Source organism: Brevundimonas sp. EYE_349, from assembly GCF_023147505.1.
Lineage (GTDB): Bacteria > Pseudomonadota > Alphaproteobacteria > Caulobacterales > Caulobacteraceae > Brevundimonas.
Window position 1 is genome coordinate 490103 of record NZ_JAHXPB010000002.1, and the last position, 24316, is coordinate 514418.

Genomic DNA, 24316 nt, shown 5'->3' on the forward strand with positions numbered 1-24316 from the left:
GGAGGACGACCACGGCATCACTCGGCCGTCGGCGCGATGTGTCGGGCCGCATTGCGGCGGCGCTCACGACGCAGTTCGAAACGGCGCACGATCACGTAGAAAACCGGGGTCAGCAGCAGACCGAACAGGGTCACGCCCAGCATCCCCGAGAAAACGGCGATACCCATGGCGTGCCGCATCTCCGCCCCCGCGCCCGTGGCCAGCACCAGCGGCACGACACCGGCGATGAAGGCGAGCGAGGTCATCAGAATGGGCCGCAGACGCAGACGGGCGGCTTCCAGAACGGCGCCGAGCGGATCGACCCCGTCATGTTCCCTGGCGCGGGCGAACTCGACGATCAGGATGGCGTTCTTGGCCGCCAGCCCCACCAGCACCACAAAGCCGATCTGGGTGAAGATGTTGTTGTCGCCCCCCGACAGCCACACGCCGACGATCGCCGACAGAAGGGCCATGGGCGCGATCAGCAGCACCGCCAGAGGCAGGGACCAGCTATTATACTGGGCCGCCAGGATCAGGAAGGCGAGCAGGACCGCCAGCGGGAAGACATACATGGCCGTGTTGCCCGCCTGCTTCTCCTGGAACGTCAGATCGGTCCATTCATAGGTCATGCCCGCCGGCAGGGTTTCCTGCACGATCCGCTCGATCGCCGCCGTCGCCTGGCCTGAAGAATAGCCGGGCGCGGCGCCGCCGCTGATGTCGGCGGACGGATAGCCGTTATAGTGCATGACCCGGTCCGGTCCCGAACTGCGCGTGATGCGGACCAGAGAGGCCAGAGGGATCATTTCGCCCGAGGCGTTGCGCACCTTGAGCTGGCCGATGTCCTCGGCCTGCTGACGGAACGGCGCGTCCGCCTGGACCATGACGCGATAGGTCCGGCCGAAACGATTGAAGTCGTTCACATACATCGAGCCGAGATTGACCTGCAAAGCCTCGAAAACGGTCGTCAGGGGCACGCCCATGGCCCGCGCCTTGACCCGGTCGATATCGACCTGAATCTGTGGCGCATTGGTCTGGAAGCTGGCCAGCATGCCGGCCAGTTCCGGCGTCTGATAGGCCTTGGCCATGACCTCGCCCTGGGCCTTGGCCAGGGCGTCGAAGCCCAGTCCCGCCCGATCCTCGATCTGGAGTTTGAACCCGCCCATGGCGCCCAGTCCCGGCACCGGCGGCGGCGGGAAGACGCCGATGAAGCCGTCGGGAATCTGGCTGAACTGCCCCATCAGGCGACCAGCGATGGCGTTGGCCGACAGATCAGGCGTCTTGCGCTGGTCGAACGGGTCCAGCATCACGAACATGAGGGCCGCATTGGGGATGTTGGCCCCGCCGTTGACCGACAGACCAGGGAAGGCGACGACGCTTTCGACGCCGGGCGTCTTCAGAGCCGTATCGGACACCTGCTTCACCACCGCCTCGGTGCGGTCCAGAGAGGCGCCCGTGGGCAACTGAACCACGCCGACCAGATAGTATTTGTCCTGCGGCGGCACGAAACCGTTGGGGATATGGTTGAAGCCCAGCCACGTCAGGCCGATCAGACCGCCATAGACGATCAGAACCAGTCCCGTGACCCGCACCGCGCGCTTCACCGACCAGACATAGCCGTTGGACGCACGATCAAAGGCGCCGTTGAAGCGGCGGAAGAAGCCGCCGAACAGGCGATCGATGATCCGGGTCAGCCGGTCGCGCGGCGCATCGCCGTGGTGCGGCTTCAGCAGCACGCCCGCCAGGGCCGGAGACAGGGTCAGAGAGTTGACCGCCGAGAAGATGGTCGAGATGGCGATGGTCAGGGCGAACTGGCGATAGAACTCGCCCTGCAGGCCCGACAGGAAGGCGGAGGGAATGAAGACCGCCGCCAGCACCGAGGTGATGGCCAGGATCGGCCCCGTCACCTCGTCCATGGCCGCGCGCGCCGCCTCCTTGGGCGACTTGCCCATGGCGATGTGACGCTCGACGTTTTCCACCACGACGATGGCGTCATCGACCACGATGCCGATCGACAGCACCAGGCCGAACAGCGACAGGGTGTTCAGCGAGAAGCCGAACAGATGCATCATCGCAAAGGTCGCCACCAGCGAGATCGGCACCGCCACCAGCGGAATGATCGAGGCGCGCCACGACTGAAGGAACAGCACCACCACCAGCACCACCAGCAGGATGGCTTCCACCAGGGTGACGCTGACCGACTTCAGCGAAGCCCGGACGAAGACCGTCGGATCATAGGCGATCTGATATTCAAGCCCCTCGGGGAACTCGGTCTGCAAACGATCCATGGCGCCGCGAACGGCGTCGGACACGTCCAGCGCATTGGCGCCGGGGCTCTGGAAAATCTGCATGGCCACGGCGGGTTTGCCGTTCAGCAGGCTGCGCATGCCATAGGCGTCGGCGCCCAGTTCGATGCGCGCAACATCACGCAGGCGCGTAACCTGCCCCTCATCGCCCGACTTGATCACAATGTCGCCGAACTGCTCTTCGGATGTCAGCCGCCCCAGGGTGTTGACGGTGATCTGGGTGGCCGCCGAGGCGTTGGGCTGCTGGCCGATGGAGCCGGCGGCGACCTGGACGTTCTGTTCGCGGATGGCCGCGACCACGTCGCCGGCGGTCAGGCCGCGCGCCGCCACCTTGTCAGGATCCAGCCACGCGCGCATGGCGTATTCGCCCTCGCCGCCCAGAACCACGTCGCCGACCCCCGGCAGACGCGCCAGTTCATCGCGGATATGCAAGCGCGCATAGTTGGAGACGAACAGGGAATCATAACGGTCGTTGGGCGACCGCAGGTGGACCACCATTAGCACGTCAGGCGACGTCTTCTGGGTGACGACCCCGATGCGCTGCACCTCTTCGGGAAGACGCGGCAGCGCGCGGGCCACACGGTTCTGGACCTGGATCTGGGCCAGGTCAGGGTCCGTGCCCTGTTTGAAGGCGACCGTCAGGGTCATGCGGCCGTCGGTGGCCGCCTGAGAGCCCATATAGAGCATTCCCTCGACACCGTTGATGGCCTGTTCCAGCGGCGCGGAGACTGTCTCGGCGATGACCTGGGGATTGGCGCCGGGATAGCTGGCCGTGACCTGCACCGTGGGCGGCGTCACCTGGGGATACTCGCTCAGCGGCAGGCGCATGAAGGCCAGCCCCCCGGCGATCAGCATCAAGACCGAAAGCACGACCGCAAAGATCGGCCGGTCCACAAAGAAACGGGGAAATTTCATCGGGCGGCCTCCGCCGACGGGGCCGCCTGCCCAGCAGGGGCCGCAGCCCCCGTCGCAGTCGCAGCCGCAGTCGGGGCGGCCGCCATGGGCTGCGGCGTCACCTTCATGCCGGGACGCACCAGTCCCTTGACGATGACAGTGTCGCCGGGATTGAGGCCCGTCTCCACCACACGCATCCCGTCAACCACGGGACCGAGCGACACCGGGCGATATTCAGCGGTGTTTCCTTCACCCAGAACCATGACATAGGTCTGGCCCTGTTCAGCGCCGACCGCCTGATCGTCGATCAGCATGGCCTGACGCGGCGCCCCGGTATCCAGTCGGATCCTGGCGAAAAGACCCGGCGCCAGTTGACCGGACGGATTGGCCACGATCGCACGCGCGCGGATCGTTCCAGTGCCGCGATCGACCTGGGCGCCGAGGAAGTCCAGCGTGCCCTGATGCGGGAACCCGTCTTCGCTCATCAGCCCGATCTGGACCGGAAAACGCCCCGCCCGGCCCGAGCCGTTCGGACGGGCGCGCTGTGCGAAGTCGAGATAGGTCGCCTCATCCATGTCGAAATAGGCATAGACGGGGTTCACCGAGACGATGGAGGTCAGCGGCGTGGTTCCGGCGGCCACAATATTGCCGGTCGTCACCAGCACCCGATCGACCCGGCCGCTGATCGGCGCGGTCACGCGGGTGTAGGACAGGTCCAGACGCGCGGCGGCGACGGCGGCGCGCGCGGCGGCGACCTGGGCCTCGGACTGACGCGCCTTGCTCTGGGCGTTCTCAAGGGCGCGGACCGGTATGGCGCCGCCGGGCGCCAGTTGCTCAGCCCGCGACAGATCGGACTGAGCCTGCGCCAGCAGGGCCTCGGCCTGCCTCAACTGCGCCTGGGCGCCGTCCAGCGCGACCTGGAATGGTCTGGGATCGATCTGGAAGAGCAGTTGCCCACGCTGGACCAGCCCGCCTTCCGGCACGCTGACCCGGATGATCGGGCCGCTGACCTGGGCGCGCAGCTCGACGGTATCGGGCGCAGCGAGGTGTCCGGTGAATTCCGCAGCCGGTGCGATTTCCCGCATGACGACCTTGGCGACGGGAACGGCGGGCGCTCCCGGCGGGGCGGAAGCGGCGGCCGGCGCGCCCCCGCCCTGTGTTTGCAGAACATAGATCAGCCCCGCCGCGGCCAGCAGCCCGGCGGCCGCGATCACGGCGGTCTTCTTGTTGAAGCGCATCGGTCGTCCCCTTGGAAATCGCCGCAGATTCGACACTGATCGAAGGCGGCTTGGCGCCGATTTCCATGGGTGATGCAGATTCCAACGCTAGGAAGGTCAAGCGTTAAATCGCTGATATTCGAACAGCCGACGTCCAGACGTCCGCGGAACGCCGGGCCTCAGGGACCGGCGATCAGATCGAAGGGGGCGCGCTTCGCCGCGCGGCCTGCCACAGCAGGGGCGCCAGAATCAGGGCGACAGGCGGAAACAGCAGCCAGTTGATGGCCTGCCAGCCGGAGGTGTTCAGCACGGCCCCCGCCAGGAAGGACACGATGGCGGTGGCCCCGAAGACGAAGAAGTCATTGGCGCCCTGGGCCTTGCCCCGCTCCTCGGCCGTATGACAGTCCGTCACCATGGCCGTGGCCCCGATGAAGCTGAAATTCCAGCCCACGCCCATAATCATCAGCGACAGCCAGAAATTGGCCACCGCCATGCCTGACAGGGCGACAGCCGCCGAGACGGCGATCAGCACCATGCCCACGGCGGCGACCCGCTCCTTGCCGAAACGCCCCATCAGCCGTCCGGTGAAGAAGCTCGGCGCGAACATGGCCAGCAGATGCCACTGGATGCCCAGCGCCGCGCTGTTCACCGAATGGCCGGCGTTGACCATGGCCACCGGGGCGGCCGTCATGACGAAAGCCATCAGGCCGTAGGACACCACGCCCGTCGCCACCGCCAGGATGAAACGCGGAACGCGCATGATCTGACCCAGAGACCGGCCGCCGCCGGCGCCGGACTGAACGACCGCCGGCGGCGAACGCAGCAGCAACAGGACCGGGATGACCAGCAAGGCCAGGGCGGCCTGACTGAGGAAACTGCCGACGTAGGGCGTGCCCGGCACGGCGTCCCGGGTCCAGATGACCAGTTGTGGGCCGACGACGGCGGCGACCAAGCCGCCGACCATCACCCAGGAAATCGCCTTTGCTTTCAGGTCTCCTTCGGCGCCGTCGGCGGCCGCGAAGCGGTAGCTCTGAACATAGGCGCCGTAGAGACCGGCGGTGAAGGCGCCTATGCAAAAGAGCCAGAAGGACGCGATGAAGATGCCGAAGGCCGCCACGAGACCGGAGGCGACGCCGAACAGCGCGCCCAGCAGATAGCCGTTCCGACGACCATGTCGCCGCATGATGAAGGCCGCCGGCGGTGCGCCGAGGGCGAGGCCGACGCCGAACAGACTGACTGGAAACGTGACCCAGGCGGGATCGGCGGCCAGGTGCTGCCCCACCAGACCGCCTAAGGACATCACGATCGGCGGGCTGGCGCCGCCCAATGCTTGGGCGGCGGTGAGGACGGCCATGTTTCGGCGGGCGATCGACTGATCAGTCATGAAGACCTTCGGGAGGGAGGCCGGGCGGGAACAAATCGGTGCTTTGCACGATACCTAGCCAGGGTATGGTAGACACATGCAGGCCAGAGACGTCAAATCAATCCGCTCCGCCCTGAACCGGATTTCCGGTCAGGTTCGCGGCGTCAGCCAGATGGTGGAGGACGGCCGTTACTGCATCGATATCCTTTATCAGGTCCATGCCGCCCGCGCGGCCCTGGCCCGTGTCGAAACCCAGATTCTCAAATCGCACGCCGCGTCCTGTGTCGAGGACGCGATTGCGTCAGGCGACGCCGCTCAGCAGCGCGAAAAATTCACCGAACTGGCGGAGTTGTTCGCCAAAGCGAAACTCTAGAACCCGGAGGGAACCATGGCCTCACCCGCCAAACGCGCCGAAATTTACCGAATGGTCATGCCGGGCCACACCTGCCCCTATGGCCTGAAGGCGCTGCACCTGCTCAAGAGCCAGGGCTATGCGGTGCAGGATCACCACCTCGCCTCGCGTGAGGAAACCGACGCCTTCAAGGCCGAACACGGCGTCCAGACCACGCCCCAGACCTTCATCGACGGCCAGCGGATCGGCGGCTACGACGACCTGCGGCGCTTCTTCGGCAAGCGAGTGCGCGACAAGGACGAAGTCACCTATACGCCCGTCATCGCCCTGTTCGCCATGGCCGTGCTGATGGCCCTCGCGGCGGGCTGGGCCGCCTATGGCGAACTGATGTCGGTGCGTGTCGTCGAATGGTTCATCGCCATCGCCATGTGTCTTCTGGCCCTGCAGAAGCTCAAGGACGTGGACGCCTTCGCCACCATGTTCCTGAACTATGATCTGCTGGCCAAGCGCTGGGTTCCCTATGGGACGATCTATCCCTTCGCCGAAGCACTGGCGGGTGTGCTGATGCTGGCCGGGGCGCTGATGTGGGTTTCGATCCCGGTCGCCCTGTTCATCGGCGGCGTGGGCGCCGCATCGGTGTTCAAGGCGGTCTATATCGACAAGCGTGAACTGAAATGCGCCTGCGTCGGCGGCGACAGCAAGGTGCCGCTGGGTTTCGTCTCGCTGTCGGAAAACCTGATGATGGTCGGCATGGCGATCTGGATGCTCGTCAAGCCGATGACCATGGGGCACTGAGCGGAAGCTCATCCACGAGCCTCCGCACATAGCCTGTCCGGCGCCGGTCGCCCGGCGCCGGATCACCTGCCTCAGTGGGCGTGCGCCCTGCGCGCCCCCGCTGCGGACTTTGGCTCGTGATCGTGACCGGCGTGGTCATGATCTCCATGATCATGGCCCGAATGGTCGTGATCCGAATGGTCATGACCAGAGTGATCGTGGCCAGAGCGATCGTGGGCATCATGGTCATTGACCGGCGGCGACGACAGGCTGCACACCACGGACCCATCGTTCCAGTCCACGGCGACGGTGGGATGCTCAATACTGAACCTGGACTTCAACTCCCGCTCAACAGCGATCGCCACGGCCCGCGCCTGAGCGTCGGATTCCGGACGCACATGCAGGGTCGCCAGGGTGCGGCCTGACGTGATCTGCCAGACGTGGACGTGGCTGACCTCGGCCAGACCCGGCACCTTGGCCTTCAGGTGAGCCGTCACCGCATCAGGCGCGGCGTTGTCAGGCGCGCCTTCCAGCAGGATGTGCAGCGACTTGCCCAGCAGCTTCCAGGCGCTGCGCAGGATCAGCAGCGAAACCAGCACCGACAGGATCGGGTCGATCGGCGTCCAGCCCGTCAGGGAGATGATGATCGCGGCGGCGACAGCACCGACCGAGCCAAGCAGATCGCCCATCACATGCAGGGCCGCGCCCTTGATGTTGACGTGTTCGGTGTCGCCGCGGGTCAGGATCCAGAACACCAGGATGTTGACCAGCAGGCCCGCCACGGCCACCCAGAACATCGGGCCGGCCAGAACGGCATGCGGTTCCTTGAAGCGGTTCCACGCCTCAAACAGGATCCAGCCGACGATGGCGAACAACGTCACCGCATTGACGAAACCGGCGACGACCTCGAAGCGCATATAACCGAAGGTGCGCTTGGAATCGGCCATGCGGCGTCCGAAGCGGAACGCCAGATAGGCCAGCGCCAGCGCGATGGCGTCGGTCAGCATGTGGCCGGCATCCGCCATCAGAGCCAGCGAGCCGGACGCCAGACCGCCGATCACCTCGACGATCATGAAGGTGAAGATCAGGCTGAAGGAAAGCAGGACCTTGCGTTCATTGTCGCGCGTCACGGTCGGCGCGTGAGAATGGTCGTGGTCGTGTGAGTGGTCGTGATGAGAATGAGACATGGAGCAGCGCCCGCTGAAAACAGATAACATATGAATACGTATTCATATGTTATCTGTCAACGCCATTCGCACATGCCGCGTCTGATCGTAGCGCGCCTGCGAGACGCCCGGCTTCAGGTCAGGTCGACGGGATCGAAACTCTTGACCAGATCGTCCACCGCCTTGACCTGCTCCAGCACCGCGCCCAACCGATCCAGCGGCAGGGCGCTGGGGCCGTCGCAGAGCGCCCGGTCCGGGTCGGGGTGCGCCTCCAGAAACAGACCCGCCAGTCCCAGGGCCAGCCCCGAGCGGGCCAGTTCCAGCACCTGTTCACGCCGCCCGCCCGACTGGGCGGCGCCGGGGGCGCGCGTCTGCAGGGCGTGGGTGGCGTCAAAGACGATCGGCGCCCCGCCAGTGACCGCCTTCATCACGCCGAAACCCAGCATGTCCACGACGAGATTGTCATAGCCGAAAGAACTGCCGCGCTCGCACAGGATGACATCCGGGGCGCCGAAATCGTCGAATTTCTCGACCACATGGGCGATTTGCTGCGGGCTCATGAACTGGGGCTTCTTGACGTTGATCGCGCGTCCGGTGCGCGCCAGCGCCTCGATCAGATCGGTCTGGCGCGCCAGAAAAGCCGGAAGCTGAAGGATGTCGCAGACCTCCGCGACCGCCGCAGCCTGCTCCGGCCAATGCACGTCGGTCAGAACGGGAACCGCGAATTCGCTGCGAACCTCCTGAAGAATGCGCAGCCCGGCTTCAAGACCCGGACCGCGATAGGATCGGTTCGAGGACCGGTTGGCCTTGTCGAAAGAGCCCTTGAACACAAAAGGCACGCCCAGTCGCTGCGTCTGCGCCTTCATCGCCTCGGCCACGGTCATGGCCAGATCGCGGCTTTCCAGCACATTGACCCCGCCGATCAACACCATCGCCCGACTGTTGTTGAAGGCGACCTCCCCGATCGTGACTGTCTTCATGGTCATCTCCTGACGGAATTGATCGGCCCCAGGGGACGGACTGTCAGTCAGCGCCCCTTGGAACCAGTTCGCTGTCGGCCGAACACGGCCCGAAAAACAGGCTCAGATCGGCGCGGGTCGCCGCAAGGCGCCGGGGGCGTCAACCTGAACGGTGACGTGATCAATGGCGTGATGGGTTTTCAGCCAGTTCGCCACAAGGGCCGGCAGGGTGATCGGATCGATCCCCGGCGCAGGCGTGACATGGATGGTGGCCACCACGGTTTCGTCGGTCAGGGTCCAGGCATGGAAATGGCCCGCTTCCTCGATCTCGGGCAGGGTCGCCAGATCCGTCTCGGCCTTGCGCGCGTCCAGTCCGCGCGGCACCGCCTGCAACAGAACCCGCAGCGATTCCTTCACCAGCGACCAGGCCGAGCGCACGACCAGCAGCGCCACCAGAACCGACAGCAGCGGATCAAGCAGCGTCCAGCCCGTCAGCATGATGCCGATCGCCGCCGCGATCGCCCCGACCGAGCCCAACAGGTCGCCGACCACGTGCAGCAGGGCGCCGCGCAGATTGCTGTCGCCCTTGCGGCCGCGCGACAGGATCCAGGCCCCGACCAGATTCACCACCAGACCGATGGTCGCGACAATCAACATCGGCCCGGCCATGACCTCGACCGGCTGGTTGATGCGGTTGACGGCCTCCCAGGTGATCCAGGCCACCAGCAGCAGCAGCGATGCGCCATTGGCCAGCGCCGCCAGCACCCGCACGCGGTGATAGCCATAGGTCCGCACGCCATCGACGGGACGGCGCGCCACCCGATAGGCGATCAGCGCCAGCAGCAGGGCGGCGGCGTCCGACACCATGTGGCCGGAGTCCGCGATCAGGGCCAAAGAGCCTGACATCCACCCGCCGATGGCCTGAATGGCGGCGTAACCGGCGGTGAAGATCAGGACGAAGCGGATGCGCCGCTCGTTATCCGCCGTCACCACCTCGCCGTGGTCGTGCCCGTCGCCCTCATCATGCTTCGCCGACGCCATGTCCATCTCCGATCCTTCTGGATGCAGGCCTTCCCGCATCGACAATCCTTTCGGCCCCATGCGTCAAGGCCGCCCTCATCCGCAACGACCGTCAGGTCTCAACCCCGGCGGAGCACGACCATCTTCTCCTGCGTCATATCCCGCAGGGTGTAACCGATCCCGCCGGTCCCGTACCCGGAGGTCCGACGCCCGGCGAAGGGCATCCAGTCGGTCCGGAAGGTGGTCGGATCGTTGACCATGACCGCCGAGGCGTCCAGCCGGTCCGCCGCCCTGAGCGCGACACCGATGTCGCGAGCGAAGACACTGGCCTGGAAGGCCGTCGGCAGAGCGTTGGCGCGCGAGATCGCCTCGTCTAGATCCTGGTAGCGGTAGAGAGCCAGCACGGGCCCGAACACCTCCTCGCGCGAAATCCGGGCCTCGGCGGGCGGATCGAGCAGCACCGCTGGCTCCAGGGTTGTCTGCGACAGGCGCCCTCCCCCGATGGCCAGACGGGCGCCGCCCGCGACCGCCTCTTCGATCCAGGCCGCCACCCGATCAGCCTCACGCCCCCGGATCAGCGGGCCGACCTCGGTGTCCTCCCGCGTCGGATCGCCCGTGCGCAGAGCCGCCACGCGGGCGACCAGTCGCTCCGCGACGGCCTCGAAGACCACGTCATGCACATAGAGCCGCTGGGTCGACACACAGACCTGCCCGGCATGATAGAAGGCGCCTTTCACGACAGGCTCGATCAGGGCGTCAAGATCCGCGCTACGATCGACGATGGCCGGCGCCGCGCCGCCGTGTTCCAGCGCGGAACGCACGCCGGGCGCCAGGCGTGAATGCAGATACCATCCCACGCGGGCCGAGCCGATGAAGCTGAGAAAGGCGATGCGCGGATCCGTGGCGAGCCTTTCGGCAAGCGCGGTGTCCGCGGTGATCAGGGTCTGGCACCAGGCTTCCGGCAGGCCCGCCTCCCGGACGAGGGCGACGAGATCCAGGCAGGACAGGGGCGTAGCCTCGGCCGGCTTCACAATGACCGGACAACCGGCGGCGATTGCGGGCACGATCTGGTGCACGATCAGGTTCAGGGGATGGTTGAAGGCCGAGATCGCGGCCACCACCCCGATCGGCTCCCGAGTCGTGAAGGCCCAGCGGTCGTCCGATGCGGGCGACAGGCCCATGGGGATCTCGCGTCCGGAGAAGGTCCTGAGCTCGTCGGCGGCGTTCCGGACCCCGTCGATGGCGCGAACGGCCTCGATCCGGGCGTCGGCCAGCGGCTTTCCGCCCTCGCGCGCGATTTGCATCGCGAAATGCTCCCGTCGCGCCTCCATCAGTTGGGCCAGTCGCCGAAGGACGGCCACCCGCTCATGCGGTTTCAGCCACCGGTCACGGTGCGTGAAGAGATCGCGGGCGGTCTGCAACTTTCGCTCCAGCGCCGCCGCGTCGTCAGTCTCAATCCCGGCGATGAGGGCCTGGTCGTAGGGTTGTACGATCTGCAGCATAATATTCTCCGGCACGCTCAGGACAGGTCGATCGCCGACGCCCGGGTCTTCAGCTCATCGACCAGCACCCGGGTGTTCTCGGAGTAGTCGATGGCGCAGTCCACCAGGTGAACGCCGCCGCCGGCGAACGCGGCCTCCAGCACAGGGCCAAGATCCGCCGCCGACGTCACGCGGGAGCCCTTGGCGCCGTAGGCCTCGGCGTAGCGCACGAAGTCCGGATTGCCGAAGGTCATGCCGAAATCCGGAAAATCGTCGACCGCCTGCTTCCAGCGGATCATGCCATAGGCCCCGTCGTTGAGGACCAGGACGACGAGATCGAGGCCCAGACGGACGGCCGTCTCCATCTCCTGGGAGTTCATCATGAACCCGCCGTCGCCGCACACCGCCATGACCCGCCGGTCGGGATGCAGCATCGCCGCCATCATCGCCGACGGCAGACCCGCCCCCATGGTCGCCAGTGCATTGTCGAGCAGGAGGGTGTTGGCCACATGGGTCCGGTAGTTCCGGGCGAACCAGATCTTGTACATGCCGTTGTCCAGACAGACGATCCCGTCGTCCGGCATGACGGCGCGGACATCGCGCACCAGGCGCTGTGGCGTGACCGGGAAGCGATCCTCGTCCGCCCGGTCTGCAATGCGCGCCAAGATGCTCTGGCGCAGTTCCAGCATCCGTGTCTGGGGCGCCAGTCGCCCCGACAGGCGCCGGGCCAGCCCCGAGGCCGTCGCCCCGATATCGCCGATCACCTCGGCATCCGGATGATAGACCTGCTCCACCGTCGCCGACTGGACCCCGACATGCAGCACCTTCGGCCCCCCGGCGTCGCGCATCAGGAACGGCGGCTTCTCGACCGTATCATGGCCGATGGCGATGATCAGGTCAGCCAGTCCGATCGCCTCATGCACATAGTCGCCTTCGGACAGGGCCGCCGTGCCCATGTAGAGGTTCGAGCCGCCATCCACGGCGCCCTTGCCCATCTGGGTGTTGAAGAAGGGCAGGCCCGTCGCGCGAACAAAGGCGGACAGCGGTTCGACCAGTCGCGGACGATTGCCCCCGGCGCCGATCATGACCAAAGGGCGCTGCGCCGCCAGGATCATCCCGGCTGCCCGATCAAGGGCGGCCTCGGTGGCGACAGGCCGTTCCAGGGCGTGAATGGGAATGGGCGCGACATCCGCCGTCTCGGACGCCACGTCCTCGGGCAGTTCAAGATGCACCGGACCCGGGCGCTCCTCCATGGCCACGCGGAAAGCGTCGCGCACCACGGTCGGGATGCTGGCGGCGCTCAGAATCTGCCGGGTCATCTTGGTCAGGGGGCGCATGGAGGCGATGACGTCCACGATCTGGAAGCGCGCCTGTTTGGCCGTCATGATCGCCTTCTGGCCGGTGATCAGGATCATCGGCATGGCCCCCAGATGGGCATAGGCGGCGCCGGTCGAAAAGTTCAGGGCGCCGGGACCAAGCGTCGCCAGACACACCCCCGGCTTGCCGGTCAGGCGGCCATAGGTGGCGGCCATGAAGGCTGCGGCCTGCTCATGCCGGGTCAGGACCAGTTCAATCTTTGAATTGCGCAGGGATTCCACAAGATCGAGGTTTTCCTCGCCCGGCACGCCGAAGATGCGTTCAACGCCCTCGTTTTCGAGCGCGCTGACCAGAATGTCGGAACCCTTGGGCATCGAAGCCTCCCTTCAGTGAGCGGACGGACCGATTCCGGCGCCGCGCCCGGGAACGCCTCGGCTGACCAGCCCTTCGCAGGCAGGATGGGCCTTTCAACAGTGGCAAGGTCAAGCCCGGAATTATCATTCCGGCGGAGGCTTGACATTGCCACTGTTGGAAGCCGGACCGTGGTTTTCCTGCAAACCCAAGGAGATCGCCATGATCCATCTCAGCATTCCGAAAATGGCCTGCGGAGGCTGCGCCAGCGGCGTCACGAAGGCCATCCTGGCCCTGGACCCCGACGCCCGGGTCGACACCTCCACCGAGCGACGCGAGGTCACGGTCGACACCGTTTCGAACCAAGCCCAGGTCCAGTCCGCGCTCGCCGAAGCCGGCTACCCCTCGACACCTGTCGCCTGAGCCGTATCGGGCAGGGATCTCCTCCGCGCATGAAGAGATCCCGCCTCCCGGGCGGCGACGCTCGCCCCCTGTCCGATCCGGTCGCGGGATCGTCACAAGGTTTGGCCAGGATCGCCAGCCAGAGGAGTTCGAAATGACCGAAACCGTCGCCGACCTTATCGCCGAAACCCTCGCCGACGCAGGCGTGACCCGCATATGGGGGGTGACCGGCGACAGCCTGAACGGACTGAACGACAGTCTGCGCCGCATGGGCCGGATCGACTGGATGTCGGTGCGCCATGAGGAAACAGCCGCCTTCGCAGCGGGGGCTGAAGCGGCGATCACCGGGGAACTGGCCGTCTGCGCCGGCAGTTGCGGCCCTGGCAACCTGCACCTGATCAACGGTCTGTTCGACTGCAAGCGCAACCATGTGCCGGTGCTCGCCATCGCCGCCCACATTCCCTCCTCCGAGATCGGCCTGAATTATTTTCAGGAAACCCATCCCCAGGAGCTGTTCCGGGAGTGCGCGGATTTCGTCGAGCTGATTTCCAATCCGGCCCAGCTTCCCGAAATGCTTCACCGCGCCCTGAACGTTGCGATCGGACAGAAGGGCGTCGCCGTCCTCGTGTTGCCGGGTGATGTGGCGCTGGCCCCGTCGCCGGTATCCGCAACGCCCCGCTATACGGCGCCCCGCCCGCCCCGGATTCTCCCTCCCGAGGACGAGATGGATCGCTTCGCCGCCCTGCTGGATCAGAGCCAGGCCGTCACCATTCTCGCGGGCAGCGGGTGCGCCGGTCATCATGACGCCCTGATCGAGCTGGCCGAGCGGCTGAAGGCTCCGATCGTCCACGCCCTGCGCGGCAAGGAGCATGTCGAATGGGACAATCCCTTCGACGTGGGCATGACAGGTCTGATCGGCTTCTCGTCCGGCTATCACGCACTGATGTCCAGCGACACCGTCCTGATGCTCGGCTCCGACTTCCCGTATCGCGCCTTCTATCCGAAGGAGGCGCGAATACTTCAGGTTGATCGCGATCCGGGCGCCCTGGGCCGGCGCGCCCCCCTCACACTGGGTCTGGTCGGCGACGTCGGCGAGACCCTGACGGCGCTCCTGCCCCGGTTGAAGGCGAGACCTGACCGCGACTTCCTCGACCGGGCCCTAAAGCACTACGCCTCAGCGCGTCAGGCGCTCGACGACCTTGCGACCCCGTCCGTCCGGGGACGCCCCATCCATCCCCAGTATCTGACCCGCCGCATCGACGAGATCGCGGCCAAGGACGCCATCTTCACCGCCGATGTCGGCACCCCGACCGTCTGGGCGGCGCGCTATCTGACGATGAACGGGCGGCGGCGGCTGCTCGGCTCGTTCAACCACGGCTCCATGGCCAACGCCATGCTGCAGGGGATCGGCGCCCAGGCCGCCGCGCCCGACCGCCAGGTCGTTTCCCTGTCCGGAGACGGCGGCTTCACCATGATGATGGGCGACTTCATCACACTGTCGCAGCTCGACCTGCCGGTGAAGGTGGTGGTCTATAACAACGGCTCTCTGGGCTTTGTGGCCATGGAGATGAAGGCGGGCGGCTATCTGGACACCGGCACCGACCTGAAAAACCCCGATTTCGCCGCCATGGCCCGCGCCATGGGGGTCAAGGGCATCCGGGTCGAGGCGTCCGACGATGTCGATGCGGCGCTCATGGAAGCCTTCGCCCACCCCGGCCCGGCGCTGGTCGACGTGGTGACGGCCAAGCAGGAACTGGTGATGCCGCCGAAGATCCAGCTTGAACAGGCCAAGGGCTTCAGCCTCTATATGCTGCGGGCGATCATCAACGGACGTGGCGACGAAGTGGTCGAACTGGCCCGCACGAACCTGCGTCGCTAGCTCCGCCGCCGACGGCTTTGAACAGCCCCCTGCGCCGATCTTGCCGCCGCCTTTTCCGGCGTTAAGGTGAAACGCGGCGTCGGTCAGACAACCGAGTCTCAAGGGGGAGATCAATCTTGACCAGCCGCGCCTGCCCTACCCTTGCCTGTCCTGACTTTGCCTGTCCGGGCCTCTCCTGTCTGACGACGCCGGTCGCTGTGGCTCCAAGCGAATGAAGCTGCTTCGTCTTTCCGCCCAGATCCACAAATGGATCGCGGTTCTGGTCGGTTTGCAGATACTGTTCTGGGTCGGCGGCGGTCTGGTCATGACCGCCATTCCGATCGAGACTGTCCGTGGCGAGCACAGGGTGCGGACGGCGCAGCCCCAGGCGCTGGACCTGACCGGCATACGCGCCCTCGACGCGGTCGTCGCCGAGCGGAATCTGACGCCGACGCGCGCCGAGCTTAAATCGACGCCGCGCGGCCCCGCCTGGCTGCTGACACCGACGGAAGGCGCGCCGATCACCCTGGACGCGCGCACGGGTCAGACGTTTGCACCGCTGGAAGCAGACGAGGCCCGGCGACTGGCGACGGCTGTGTATCGCGGCGGGGCCCAGGCCGTCGCGGCGACGCGGCTCAACGACGCCAAGCGCGAGACAGGTCGCACGGGTCCGCTCTGGCGTGTCGATTTCAATGACCGGGAAAAAACCCGTTTCTACGTCTCGCCCGACACCGGCGAGGTCATAACGCGCCGGTCCGCCGTCTGGCGTCTGTACGACTTCTTCTGGCGCCTGCACATTCTGGACTTCAAGACAGGCGAGAACTTCAACCACCCGCTGCTCATCGCCGCCAGCGCCCTGTCGCTCGTCGTCGTCCTGTCCGGCTTCGTGCTGCTCTGGATCAGGCTAGAGCGCGATTTCGTGCAGTGGCGCGTCCGTCGCGGCGGCAAACCGCGCCGGACGTCGGGACGGACAGGCAATTCCTGAAGGCGCCGCCCGGTCGTCATGGCGGCGGTCAGGCAATGGCGATGACGCCGGGATCATCCGGCGTCATCGCTCGCCTCAGGGGGTCAGTGAACCATGAAACGCACGGCGCCGTTCACGGCTTGCCCATCAGCGCCCTGAGCGGTCCAGTTCAGGGTGTAGTTGCCCGCCGCGAGACGCGGCAGGGCCGTCGAGACCTGCCTGGACGCCGCCGCCGCCGTCACCGGCGCCTGAATGGCCGCACGGCCCTGCGGCGTGATGGTGACGCTGCGCAAGGTCATCGGCTGAGGGAAAGTCGCCGAGAAACGCTGCGGCGAGCCATTCAGCATGGCCCCGTCCGCCGGGACGGTGACGACGCCGCTCGGCGTCGCCGCCGAAGCCTGGGCGCGCGGCGCAGAGCCATGGTCGCCGTGACCGGCGTGGCCCTGTTGCTGGGCCAGAACCGGCGTGGCGATGAAAACAGCCGCGACAGCGGCCAGCAGGGTGGATTTACGCATGTCTTTTCTCCTTAGAACCACGCACGCACACCAACGACCACCCGGGTGTGCTCGGGCTCCCCGCCCATGGCGCGCGTCAGGTCGGCGGTGCCGCCCAGATCGCTGCTCCATTCGACCCCGACATAGGGGGCGAATTCCTTTTTGAACTCGTAGCGAAGGCGCACTCCGGCCGAAACATGGGTCAGACCTGACGCCAGTTGCAGTTCAGGAATGTCCGAAGCCGACGCCTCGACCTCCACACGCGGCTGCAGGATCAGCTTCTGGGTGATGCGCTGGTCATACTCCGCCTCGAAACGTGCGGTCAGGTCGCCCTCGGTCGACAGAAAGGCCGCACCGTCGACCTCGAACCAATAGGGCGCCAGTCCCTGGATGCCCAACACCAGATGGGTCGTGTCTTCTCCACCCTCGCGGAAGTCCTGACGCACGCCCGCCTGGACATCCCAGAAGGGCGCGACAGCCCGACTGTAAAGCGCCTGGACTTCACCCTCGACCTCGCCATCGCCGCCGAAGTCGCCGCCGCCCTCTGACTTCCACCAGAAGCGGTTGATGTCGCCCCCGGTCCAGCCGCCGACATCCCACGCCCAGTTTTCGTTTCCGTCGCCGAAACCGGCCTCAAGCCGATCAATGACCACGGCCGTGGTGCGAATATCGCCATTCTCGCGCACCAGAACCTCGCGCGCGCTCGACATCGCCGCCTCGCCGAAGATGGCGTCCGCCGCATGGCGCGGACCCGACAGCGCCGCAGCCGGCGGCGGCGGGACAGGCGGACGTCCGGCGTCATTGGCGCTGGTCGGCACATCGGGCGGCCCCATGCTGGTCATGCCGCTCATGTCGTGACCCGCATGCGGATCGGCCTGAGAACTGGCCTGAGAACCAGCCTGAGACATGGCGCTCATATCGTGGCCTGCATGTGGGTTCCCGGCCTGAGGCGTCATGGAACTCATGTCGTGACCCGCATGCGGGTCCGCAGCCTGAGGCGCCATGGCGCTCATGTCGTGGCCGGCGTGCGGATCGGCCTGCGTCGGAGCCGGGGTCTGCGTCTGAGCCGGAGTCTGGGCCGGGCGCTGGGCCGCGCTCATGTCGTGCCCCGCATGAGGGTCCGCGGCTTGAGACGTCATGGCGCTCATGTCGTGACCTGCATGTGGGTCGCTTACGGTGGCCGCAGGGGTCTGCGGCGCGTTCTGGGCGGACGGGTGCTGACTGTGATCCTGAGCCGAAACCGTCCCTGCGGCGGCCATCAGAGGCAGAAGACCGATCGCGAGCCGGATCATGCGGCGTCTCCATCGAGGGGTCGCACGGTCACGACGTTGAACATGCCCGCATGCATGTGCATCAGCATGTGGCAGTGGAAGGCCCAGTCGCCCGGCGCATCGGCGGTCAGGTCAAAAGTGACCTTGGAGCCGGGCGCGACATTGACCGTGTGCTTCAACGGCTGATGCCCGGCCGGCCCGCCCGTCACCAGTTCAAAGAAGTGGCCATGCAGATGGATCGGGTGGGACATCATGGTGTCGTTCACCAGCGTCACCCGCACGCGCTCGTCGCGCTCGAAGCGGATAGGCTCGACCAGTTCAGAGAATTTTCGACCGTCGAAACCCCACATGAACCGCTCCATATTGCCGGTCAGGTGGATTTCCATCGAACGCGCCGGGGGCCGCTGATCCTTGTTCGGCGTCAGGGACACCAGATCGGTATAGACCAGCACGCGATGCGGTTCGTTCTCCAGCCCCATGGGCCGTTCAGCCAGACGGTTGGCGGGCGACGGCGCCACCATGTCCACCCCGACGCCCACCGCCATATTGGCCGGCGCATTGTCGGGATTGCGCATGTCATGGCCCATGTTTCCATGATCCATGGGCGCGGCCTGTCCCATGCCGTCCTGCGCCATGGCGGAATGATCCATGCCGCTCATGTCCATGCCGCTGTGGTCCATGCCGCTGTGGTCCATGCCGCCCATGTCCATGCCGCTGTGATCCATCCCGGCCATGCTTCCCATGCCCATGTCGCGCATGGTCAGGGTCGGCACCTGCCGGAGGGGGGGAACCTCCGCCGTCATGCCCATACGGGGGGCCAGTGTCGCCCGCCCCATGCCCGAACGGTCGACCGCTTCGGAGACGATGGTATAGGCGCGGTCCTCGGTCGGCTGGACGATGACGTCATAGGTCTCGGCCACTGAAATCTGGAACTCGTCCGTCTCGACCGGCCGCACATTCTCGCCGTCGGCATTGACCACCGTCATGGCCAGACCCGGAATGCGCACGTTGAAGATGGTCATAGCCGAGGCGTTGATGACGCGCAGCCGCACCCGCTCTCCCGGCCGGAACAGACCCGTCCAGTTCTCCTGCGGGCCATGGCCGTTGATCAGATAGGTGTAGGTCGTCCCGGTGACGTCCGAGATGTCACGCGGATCCATGCGCATCGATCCCCACATGCGCCGATCAGCCGGGCTGACGCCGTCCTCACCGGACAGCAGGCCCGCCAGGGTGGTGCGCTGCTGGTTGAAATAGCCGGGGCTTTTCTTCAGCTTATCCAGGATCTGGTGCGGATGCATGAAGCTCCAGTCCGCCAGCACCAGCACATGTTCGCGGTCATAGGCCACGGGATCGGTCCCGGCCGGGTCGATGACCAGGGGCCCGTAATGGCCCATCGCCTCCTGAAGGCCGGAATGCGAATGATACCAGTAGGTCCCCGACTGGATCACCGGAAACTCATAGACAAAGGTTTCGCGCGGGCGGATGCCGGGAAAGCTGATGCCCGGCACACCGTCCATCTGGAACGGCAGCAACAGGCCATGCCAGTGGATGGATGTGTCCTCGTCCAGGGTGTTGGTCACCATCAGCCGGACGTTCTGCCCTTCGCGCAGCCGCACCAGCGGCGCAGGCACGGTTCCATTGACAGTGACGGCATGACCGGTGCGCCCGCCGACGGTGAACGGCGAATGGCCGACGCTGAGGCGAACCTCTGGCCCTTCAAGGGTCGGCAGCGTCGGCGCGAGTCCCCGCGACCCCGACTGCGCCCATGCCGGCATCAGCCCCTGAGCCGCCCACAGCCCCGCCGCGCCGCCAAAGAGGGCCCGTCTATGAAGCCTCATGCTCTACTCCGCCTGGATTATGCCCGCCTCGCGAGCCTTTTATCAAATTTACGCAAGAAAAAGCCGCGCCCCTCGCGACAGGGCGCCGCACCCTTCGCCGCACCGCCATTCCGGCGTGACGGATGGCCAAGTCCGCCTCAGACGTCCCGAAGCCTGGACAGACTGGCCGCAAGACTGCGACGCGCCCTGGCCACGCGCGTCTCGACGGTCTTGATCGAGACGCCCAGAATCGCGGCGGCCTGCGCCTAACTCAGGCCGTCCATAGCCGTCAGCAGCAGCGGCTCCTTCAATTTCGGAGGCAGGGCCACGACTGAACGGTCAAGGGCCGAGAGCAGTTCCCGCGTCGCGAGACTGTCATCAGGCGCAGGCGCGCCCTCCCCACCCTCAACGCCTCGGCGCTGTCGAGCGGCGCCGGCGGGCGGCGCGGGCTTCAAGGCTCTTATGGGTCACCGACGCTCATGCGCCCTCGGCGAGAATCGCGACAACCAGCTTCCCGTCGAACCGATCCGCCTGAACCGGCGTCTCACCATTCTCATTTCGGAAATGTGCGTGATGGTCGCCTGCTGAAGCTCCCCTATGGCGTCATGGAAGTGATCGACGGCGGGCCGCACGACGCTCACATCCCCGTCGCTGGCGGAAATGGCGGCGGCCAATTCTCGATTCGCGGCCTGGACGCGGGCCTCGAGTGCGATCCGCCGGGGCGCGAAGCGCGCCTCAATAGCCTCGATACGGACGCCTTGATCGGCGTCAAGCGCCAGATCGCGGTAAACGATGGCATGCAGCGAGGGCGGCGCATCGCGTTTCTGCACCCAGGCGCCCCCGCCCCACGCCCCCCCGCGCCATGGCGATCAGCGCTAGAGCGACGGTGCCGGCGACCGACTTCCATCCCATCGACATCACCGACCCTCCAGCCGCGCGAGCGAGAATGCAGCAATATGAACTGTTCGGTCATCCCCCGGCATGCGCCGTCGCCTTGACGTGAGAGCGACGGCGCAATTGGACCCTCAGAAGCTGTAGCGCAGCCCCACGCCATAGGTCGCCGGGGCGCCGACCAGCCGCGACGCGCCGTTCAGCTCCGGGAAGTAGACCTCGTCGGTGATGTTGCGGCCATAGGCGTAGACCGCCCAGTTGGCCGCGCTCTCCAGTTCCACCCGTGCGTTCAGCAGGGTGTAGGCCTCAGCCGTATTGCCCGGCGCGGCGTTCAGGCGGTTGCTTTCCTCGCCGTGGTGCGAAACCGACAGCCGTGTGTCCAGGCGCCAGCCGTTGGCCAGCATCAGCCCGTGGTTCAGCGAGGCGGTGGCCGTCACGTCCGGCGCGCCCGGGAGGGGATCCCCGACCGTCGACAGCACCTCGGCCACGCGCGCCGAGCTGAAGGAGATGATCTCGGTGTCCAGGAAGGCCGCCGCCACATCCAGGTCCAGCGTCTGGTTCGCCCCTTCGAACAGCAGGGCGTTGACGGCGAACTCCACGCCCTTGCTCTCGGCCTCGCCGACGTTGGCGCGACCATTGGTGTCGTTGGCCAGGCGGGTCGTCGCCTGCAGCTCCTTGAACCTGTAGCTGAAGGCGTCCAGCGAGAGGCGCAGGCGGGCTGTCGTCCAGCGCAGCCCGGTCTCGTAGGCGATGACGGTCTCGGACTCGAACGGCAGGGTCTCGGCCTGGGTGAAGATGGAGGTGCCGTCGAAGCCGCCGCCGCGATAGCCTGTCCCCGCCGAGACGAAGACGTTCAGGTTCGGAGTGAAGGCGTACCTGGCCGTGACCCGGCCCGAGACATTGTCGTCCTCGAAAGCGCGGTCCCAGATGAAGGGGTTGGTCGTTGCGAAGGTGGTGGTGAAGGTCGAGATGCCCCAGGGGTTCAGGTCATCGTTGCGACCGCTGAAGGTCGCCTCGTCTCGCGTGTAGCGCAGGCCGCCCGACAGGGTCAGCTTGTCGGTCAGGTCATAGTCCGCCTGGCCGAAGACGGCGAAGCTGTTGCGGGTCTGCTTGTGCAGGTTGTCGTACTTGGTCCGGGCCGTATAGCTGGTCCAGTGGGTGTCGAAGTCGATGTCGTCCGAGACGTAGAAGACGCCCGCGATCCAGTCCAGGCGGCCGCCGGTGTCGTCGCTGAGGCGCATTTCCAGCGACGCCTGGCTCAGCGTCTCGTCGGCGTCGAAACGCGAGGCCGGATAGGGCGAACCGTCGCCGTTGCCCCGGACCGAACGGGTCGTGCCCTGGACGTTGCCGATCACGGCCAGGTTCAGGTTGTCAGCAAACCGATGCGCCAGCGCGGCCGACACGCCGTAGATGTCGATGCTCTGGGTCGGATATTCGGACGAATAGAACTCGTAGGGGTCGTCGTTCTCGCCAGCGTTGGCGATGTTGCTGTCCAGCGCCGCCGAGATGCGGTCGCACTGGCGCGTGTCGCCCCGGTCGCGGCTGCCGAACAGCTTCACGGTCAGGTTGGTGTCCGGCGTGAAGTCGAAGGCGACCGTGGCCCGGCCGGCGAACAGGTCCTTGTCGCCGAAGCCTTCGCGACGGCCCGGATCGACGATGGCCGGAACCTGGCTCTGGACGACCCCGCCGATGACCGGGCGATAGCCGGCCAGATCGCCCGCGCCCGCGCCGGTCATGAAGCCCCCGCCCTGCTCGGCCAGGACGGCCAGACGCACGCCGATCTTGTCGCTCAGCGGCCCGCCGACAGCGGCCTCCATGGCGGTGTAGTCATGGCTGCCGATCTCGAGACGTCCGCCGCCCTCGACCACCTCGCCCGGCCCCTTGGTGATGGCGTTGATCACGCCCGCCGTGGTGTTGCGTCCATAAAGGGTGCCCTGCGGTCCCTTCAGGATCTCGACCCGGTCCAGGTCGAACAGGGGCATGCCCAGATAGGCGTTGGAGGTCTGGTAGACGCCATCGACATGAAGGGCGACCGAGGGGTTGCCGTTGGGCTTGTAGTCATCGGCGCCGCCGATGCCTCGAATGCTGATCAGGCCGTAGTTGGTGCCGCCGAAGGCGTAGTTGACCGAGACGCCCGGAACCTCGTCCACCAAACCGGTCACGCTGTCTATGCCGCGGCGCTGGGCGTCGTCGCCGTCCAGCACCGTGACGGCCAGCGGCACGTCCTGGATTCGCTGGGCGCGCTTCTGGGCCGTGACGATCACGTCCTCGATGGCCGTGACGTCTCCGGTTTCCGATCGGCCCGCGACAACGTTCGAATTCGCCTCGCATCAAATCCTGATCAAGAAGCCGCGCGTGCCGACCTAAACCCTTCGGGGGGCGCTACGTCCGCGCGGCGTCCCCGATCACTTGTCATCCCTTCACTGACTGCGCAGGACCTCAATAAGGACTTGTGCAGCATTCGCTACGGAATCGGCCGTATCAATTCCTCGCGTTTTGTAGCGGCCGCTTCGGAATTAGCTGTTCGTAGGGAAAGGATTTTGTAGCACTCGCTCGTTAAAACCATGCCCGGGGTGGGAGCGATCGATGGCTGAGACGACCAGCGTTCTCGGACGTCCAAGGAGTTTTGATGAAGACTCTGCGCTCGAGCGCTCAATGCTCCTGTTTTGGCAGGTAGGGTATGACGGCGCATCTGTGCGAGATCTTGGAGCGGTCATGGGCGTGGGCCAAACCAGCCTCTACTCGGCCTTCGGTGACAAGGCTTCGCTCTACCTGGCTGCCATTAAGCGCTTCGAGATCACCCATGGCGTCTTGAACATGAGCCGAGTTGAAGCATCGACCTCCTTGTCAGCCGCTATCACCGTCCTCCTCGAAGATGCAATCTCGAGGTATACGGCCCCTCGGCGCCCACTCGGCTGTATGATCTTAAGCGGCCGAGTCTGCGACAAGCCTAGTCAACGAAAGCTGCTCCTGAAGCTGCGAGAACGCCGGAGTCGACAAGGCACTGCGATCTCTCATGCGATGAGAGGTTTCTCCGACATCACGGATCCCACTTTCCTCAGCCAGTATCTACTATCGCATTTGATCGGCTTATCGACGCTAGCCTGCGACGGCGTGCCTGCATCAATTCTTCGAAAATCAGTCCCACTGGTAACGGCCGGTGCATTGGCGGCGACGCGTTGATTGGGGGCGGATGCGCCAAGCGACTGAATCAGAACGACGTACGGTCTGGTGACGCCCAGACCACCGAGACTTCAACCTCGCCAATCCCGAACCGGTCGAGAGTGCATACTCATAGGACAAGTTCCGAAATGCGCCGATACCGTTGAAAAAGTCGGCAATTGCCACGGGCTTCAGGGGCTGATTCACTCTGGTCATTGAGACCGGAGGCAGCGTGATGATGGGCGAGCGGCGGGTCGATCAGGCGGCCCTGTTCTATACTT

General features: G+C 65.9%; 19 protein-coding genes and 1 pseudogene. 6 read left to right on the forward strand and 14 right to left on the reverse strand.

The window, feature by feature from the left end; translation table 11 throughout:
* Window positions 1–17: 17 nt before the first annotated feature.
* The 3 genes from KZX42_RS06105 to KZX42_RS06115 form a co-directional block, all read right to left on the reverse strand.
* Window positions 18–3197, reverse strand: coding sequence for an efflux RND transporter permease subunit (locus tag KZX42_RS06105; RefSeq protein ID WP_248118012.1), 3180 nt, complete (start codon window positions 3195–3197; stop codon window positions 18–20).
* On the reverse strand, window positions 3194–4414 hold the full coding sequence (locus tag KZX42_RS06110; protein ID WP_248118014.1) for an efflux RND transporter periplasmic adaptor subunit: 1221 nt from the start codon (window positions 4412–4414) through the stop codon (window positions 3194–3196). The genes KZX42_RS06105 and KZX42_RS06110 overlap by 4 nt, the downstream gene beginning before the upstream one ends.
* A gap of 172 nt (window positions 4415–4586) precedes the next feature.
* On the reverse strand, window positions 4587–5777 hold the full coding sequence (locus KZX42_RS06115; RefSeq protein WP_248118016.1) for an MFS transporter: 1191 nt from the start codon (window positions 5775–5777) through the stop codon (window positions 4587–4589).
* Between the two features lie 76 nt (window positions 5778–5853).
* Here KZX42_RS06115 and KZX42_RS06120 point away from each other — a divergent pair, with 76 nt between their 5' ends.
* Window positions 5854–6129, forward strand: coding sequence for a metal-sensitive transcriptional regulator (locus KZX42_RS06120; protein ID WP_248118018.1), 276 nt, complete (start codon window positions 5854–5856; stop codon window positions 6127–6129).
* Between the two features lie 15 nt (window positions 6130–6144).
* The gene (locus KZX42_RS17310; RefSeq protein WP_312165675.1) at window positions 6145–6903 is read left to right on the forward strand and encodes a glutaredoxin family protein; all 759 of its coding nucleotides are present in this window, start codon (window positions 6145–6147) and stop codon (window positions 6901–6903) included.
* Between the two features lie 71 nt (window positions 6904–6974).
* On the opposite strand, the gene KZX42_RS06135 is transcribed toward KZX42_RS17310, so the two are convergent.
* From KZX42_RS06135 to KZX42_RS06155, 5 genes are all read right to left on the reverse strand, one after another.
* Complete coding sequence (locus tag KZX42_RS06135; RefSeq protein WP_248118020.1) at window positions 6975–8069, reverse strand: cation diffusion facilitator family transporter; 1095 nt, start codon at window positions 8067–8069, stop codon at window positions 6975–6977.
* 113 nt (window positions 8070–8182) lie between these two features.
* Complete coding sequence (gene kdsA / locus KZX42_RS06140; RefSeq protein ID WP_348983612.1) at window positions 8183–9034, reverse strand: 3-deoxy-8-phosphooctulonate synthase; 852 nt, start codon at window positions 9032–9034, stop codon at window positions 8183–8185.
* A 96-nt stretch (window positions 9035–9130) separates the two neighbouring features.
* The gene (locus tag KZX42_RS06145) at window positions 9131–10048 is read right to left on the reverse strand and encodes a cation diffusion facilitator family transporter (protein ID WP_184273095.1); all 918 of its coding nucleotides are present in this window, start codon (window positions 10046–10048) and stop codon (window positions 9131–9133) included.
* A gap of 98 nt (window positions 10049–10146) precedes the next feature.
* Window positions 10147–11529, reverse strand: a complete 1383-nt coding sequence (locus KZX42_RS06150) for an aldehyde dehydrogenase family protein (RefSeq protein WP_248118023.1) — start codon at window positions 11527–11529, stop codon at window positions 10147–10149.
* 17 nt (window positions 11530–11546) lie between these two features.
* Complete coding sequence (locus KZX42_RS06155) at window positions 11547–13199, reverse strand: acetolactate synthase large subunit (protein ID WP_184273089.1); 1653 nt, start codon at window positions 13197–13199, stop codon at window positions 11547–11549.
* 199 nt (window positions 13200–13398) lie between these two features.
* Between KZX42_RS06155 and KZX42_RS06160 the strand changes: the two genes are divergently transcribed.
* From KZX42_RS06160 to KZX42_RS06170, 3 genes are all read left to right on the forward strand, one after another.
* Window positions 13399–13599 (forward strand): heavy-metal-associated domain-containing protein, encoded by a 201-nt coding sequence (locus tag KZX42_RS06160; protein ID WP_184273086.1) that lies wholly within the window; start codon window positions 13399–13401, stop codon window positions 13597–13599.
* 133 nt (window positions 13600–13732) lie between these two features.
* Entirely contained in the window at window positions 13733–15457 is a 1725-nt protein-coding gene (poxB, locus tag KZX42_RS06165; RefSeq protein ID WP_248118025.1) for a ubiquinone-dependent pyruvate dehydrogenase, read from the forward strand.
* Window positions 15458–15668: 211 nt separating this feature from the next.
* Window positions 15669–16421: a PepSY domain-containing protein gene (locus KZX42_RS06170; RefSeq protein ID WP_184273080.1), complete on the forward strand. Its 753-nt coding sequence runs from the start codon at window positions 15669–15671 to the stop codon at window positions 16419–16421.
* 83 nt (window positions 16422–16504) lie between these two features.
* Here KZX42_RS06170 and KZX42_RS06175 read toward each other — a convergent pair whose 3' ends face one another.
* The 6 genes and pseudogenes from KZX42_RS06175 to KZX42_RS06195 all read right to left on the reverse strand — a co-directional run bounded on the left by KZX42_RS06175 (window position 16505) and on the right by KZX42_RS06195 (window position 23137).
* Complete coding sequence (locus KZX42_RS06175) at window positions 16505–16915, reverse strand: copper resistance CopC family protein (RefSeq protein ID WP_184273077.1); 411 nt, start codon at window positions 16913–16915, stop codon at window positions 16505–16507.
* Window positions 16916–16926: 11 nt separating this feature from the next.
* Window positions 16927–18186, reverse strand: coding sequence for a copper resistance protein B (locus KZX42_RS06180; RefSeq protein ID WP_248118027.1), 1260 nt, complete (start codon window positions 18184–18186; stop codon window positions 16927–16929).
* Window positions 18183–20003, reverse strand: coding sequence for a copper resistance system multicopper oxidase (locus tag KZX42_RS06185; RefSeq protein ID WP_248118029.1), 1821 nt, complete (start codon window positions 20001–20003; stop codon window positions 18183–18185). The genes KZX42_RS06180 and KZX42_RS06185 overlap by 4 nt, the downstream gene beginning before the upstream one ends.
* Window positions 20004–20140: 137 nt before the next feature.
* Window positions 20141–20237: pseudogene (locus KZX42_RS17315) on the reverse strand (hypothetical protein); the annotation flags it as partial.
* 212 nt (window positions 20238–20449) lie between these two features.
* Window positions 20450–20812 (reverse strand): periplasmic heavy metal sensor, encoded by a 363-nt coding sequence (locus KZX42_RS06190; RefSeq protein ID WP_248118031.1) that lies wholly within the window; start codon window positions 20810–20812, stop codon window positions 20450–20452.
* A gap of 195 nt (window positions 20813–21007) precedes the next feature.
* Window positions 21008–23137 carry a TonB-dependent receptor gene (locus KZX42_RS06195; RefSeq protein WP_248118033.1) on the reverse strand — a complete coding sequence of 710 codons (2130 nt, stop codon included), beginning with the start codon at window positions 23135–23137 and terminating at the stop codon, window positions 21008–21010.
* Between the two features lie 322 nt (window positions 23138–23459).
* On the opposite strand from KZX42_RS06195, the gene KZX42_RS06200 reads away from it, so the two are divergent.
* Window positions 23460–24056 carry a TetR/AcrR family transcriptional regulator gene (locus tag KZX42_RS06200; protein WP_248118035.1) on the forward strand — a complete coding sequence of 199 codons (597 nt, stop codon included), beginning with the start codon at window positions 23460–23462 and terminating at the stop codon, window positions 24054–24056.
* Window positions 24057–24316: the final 260 nt, after the last annotated feature.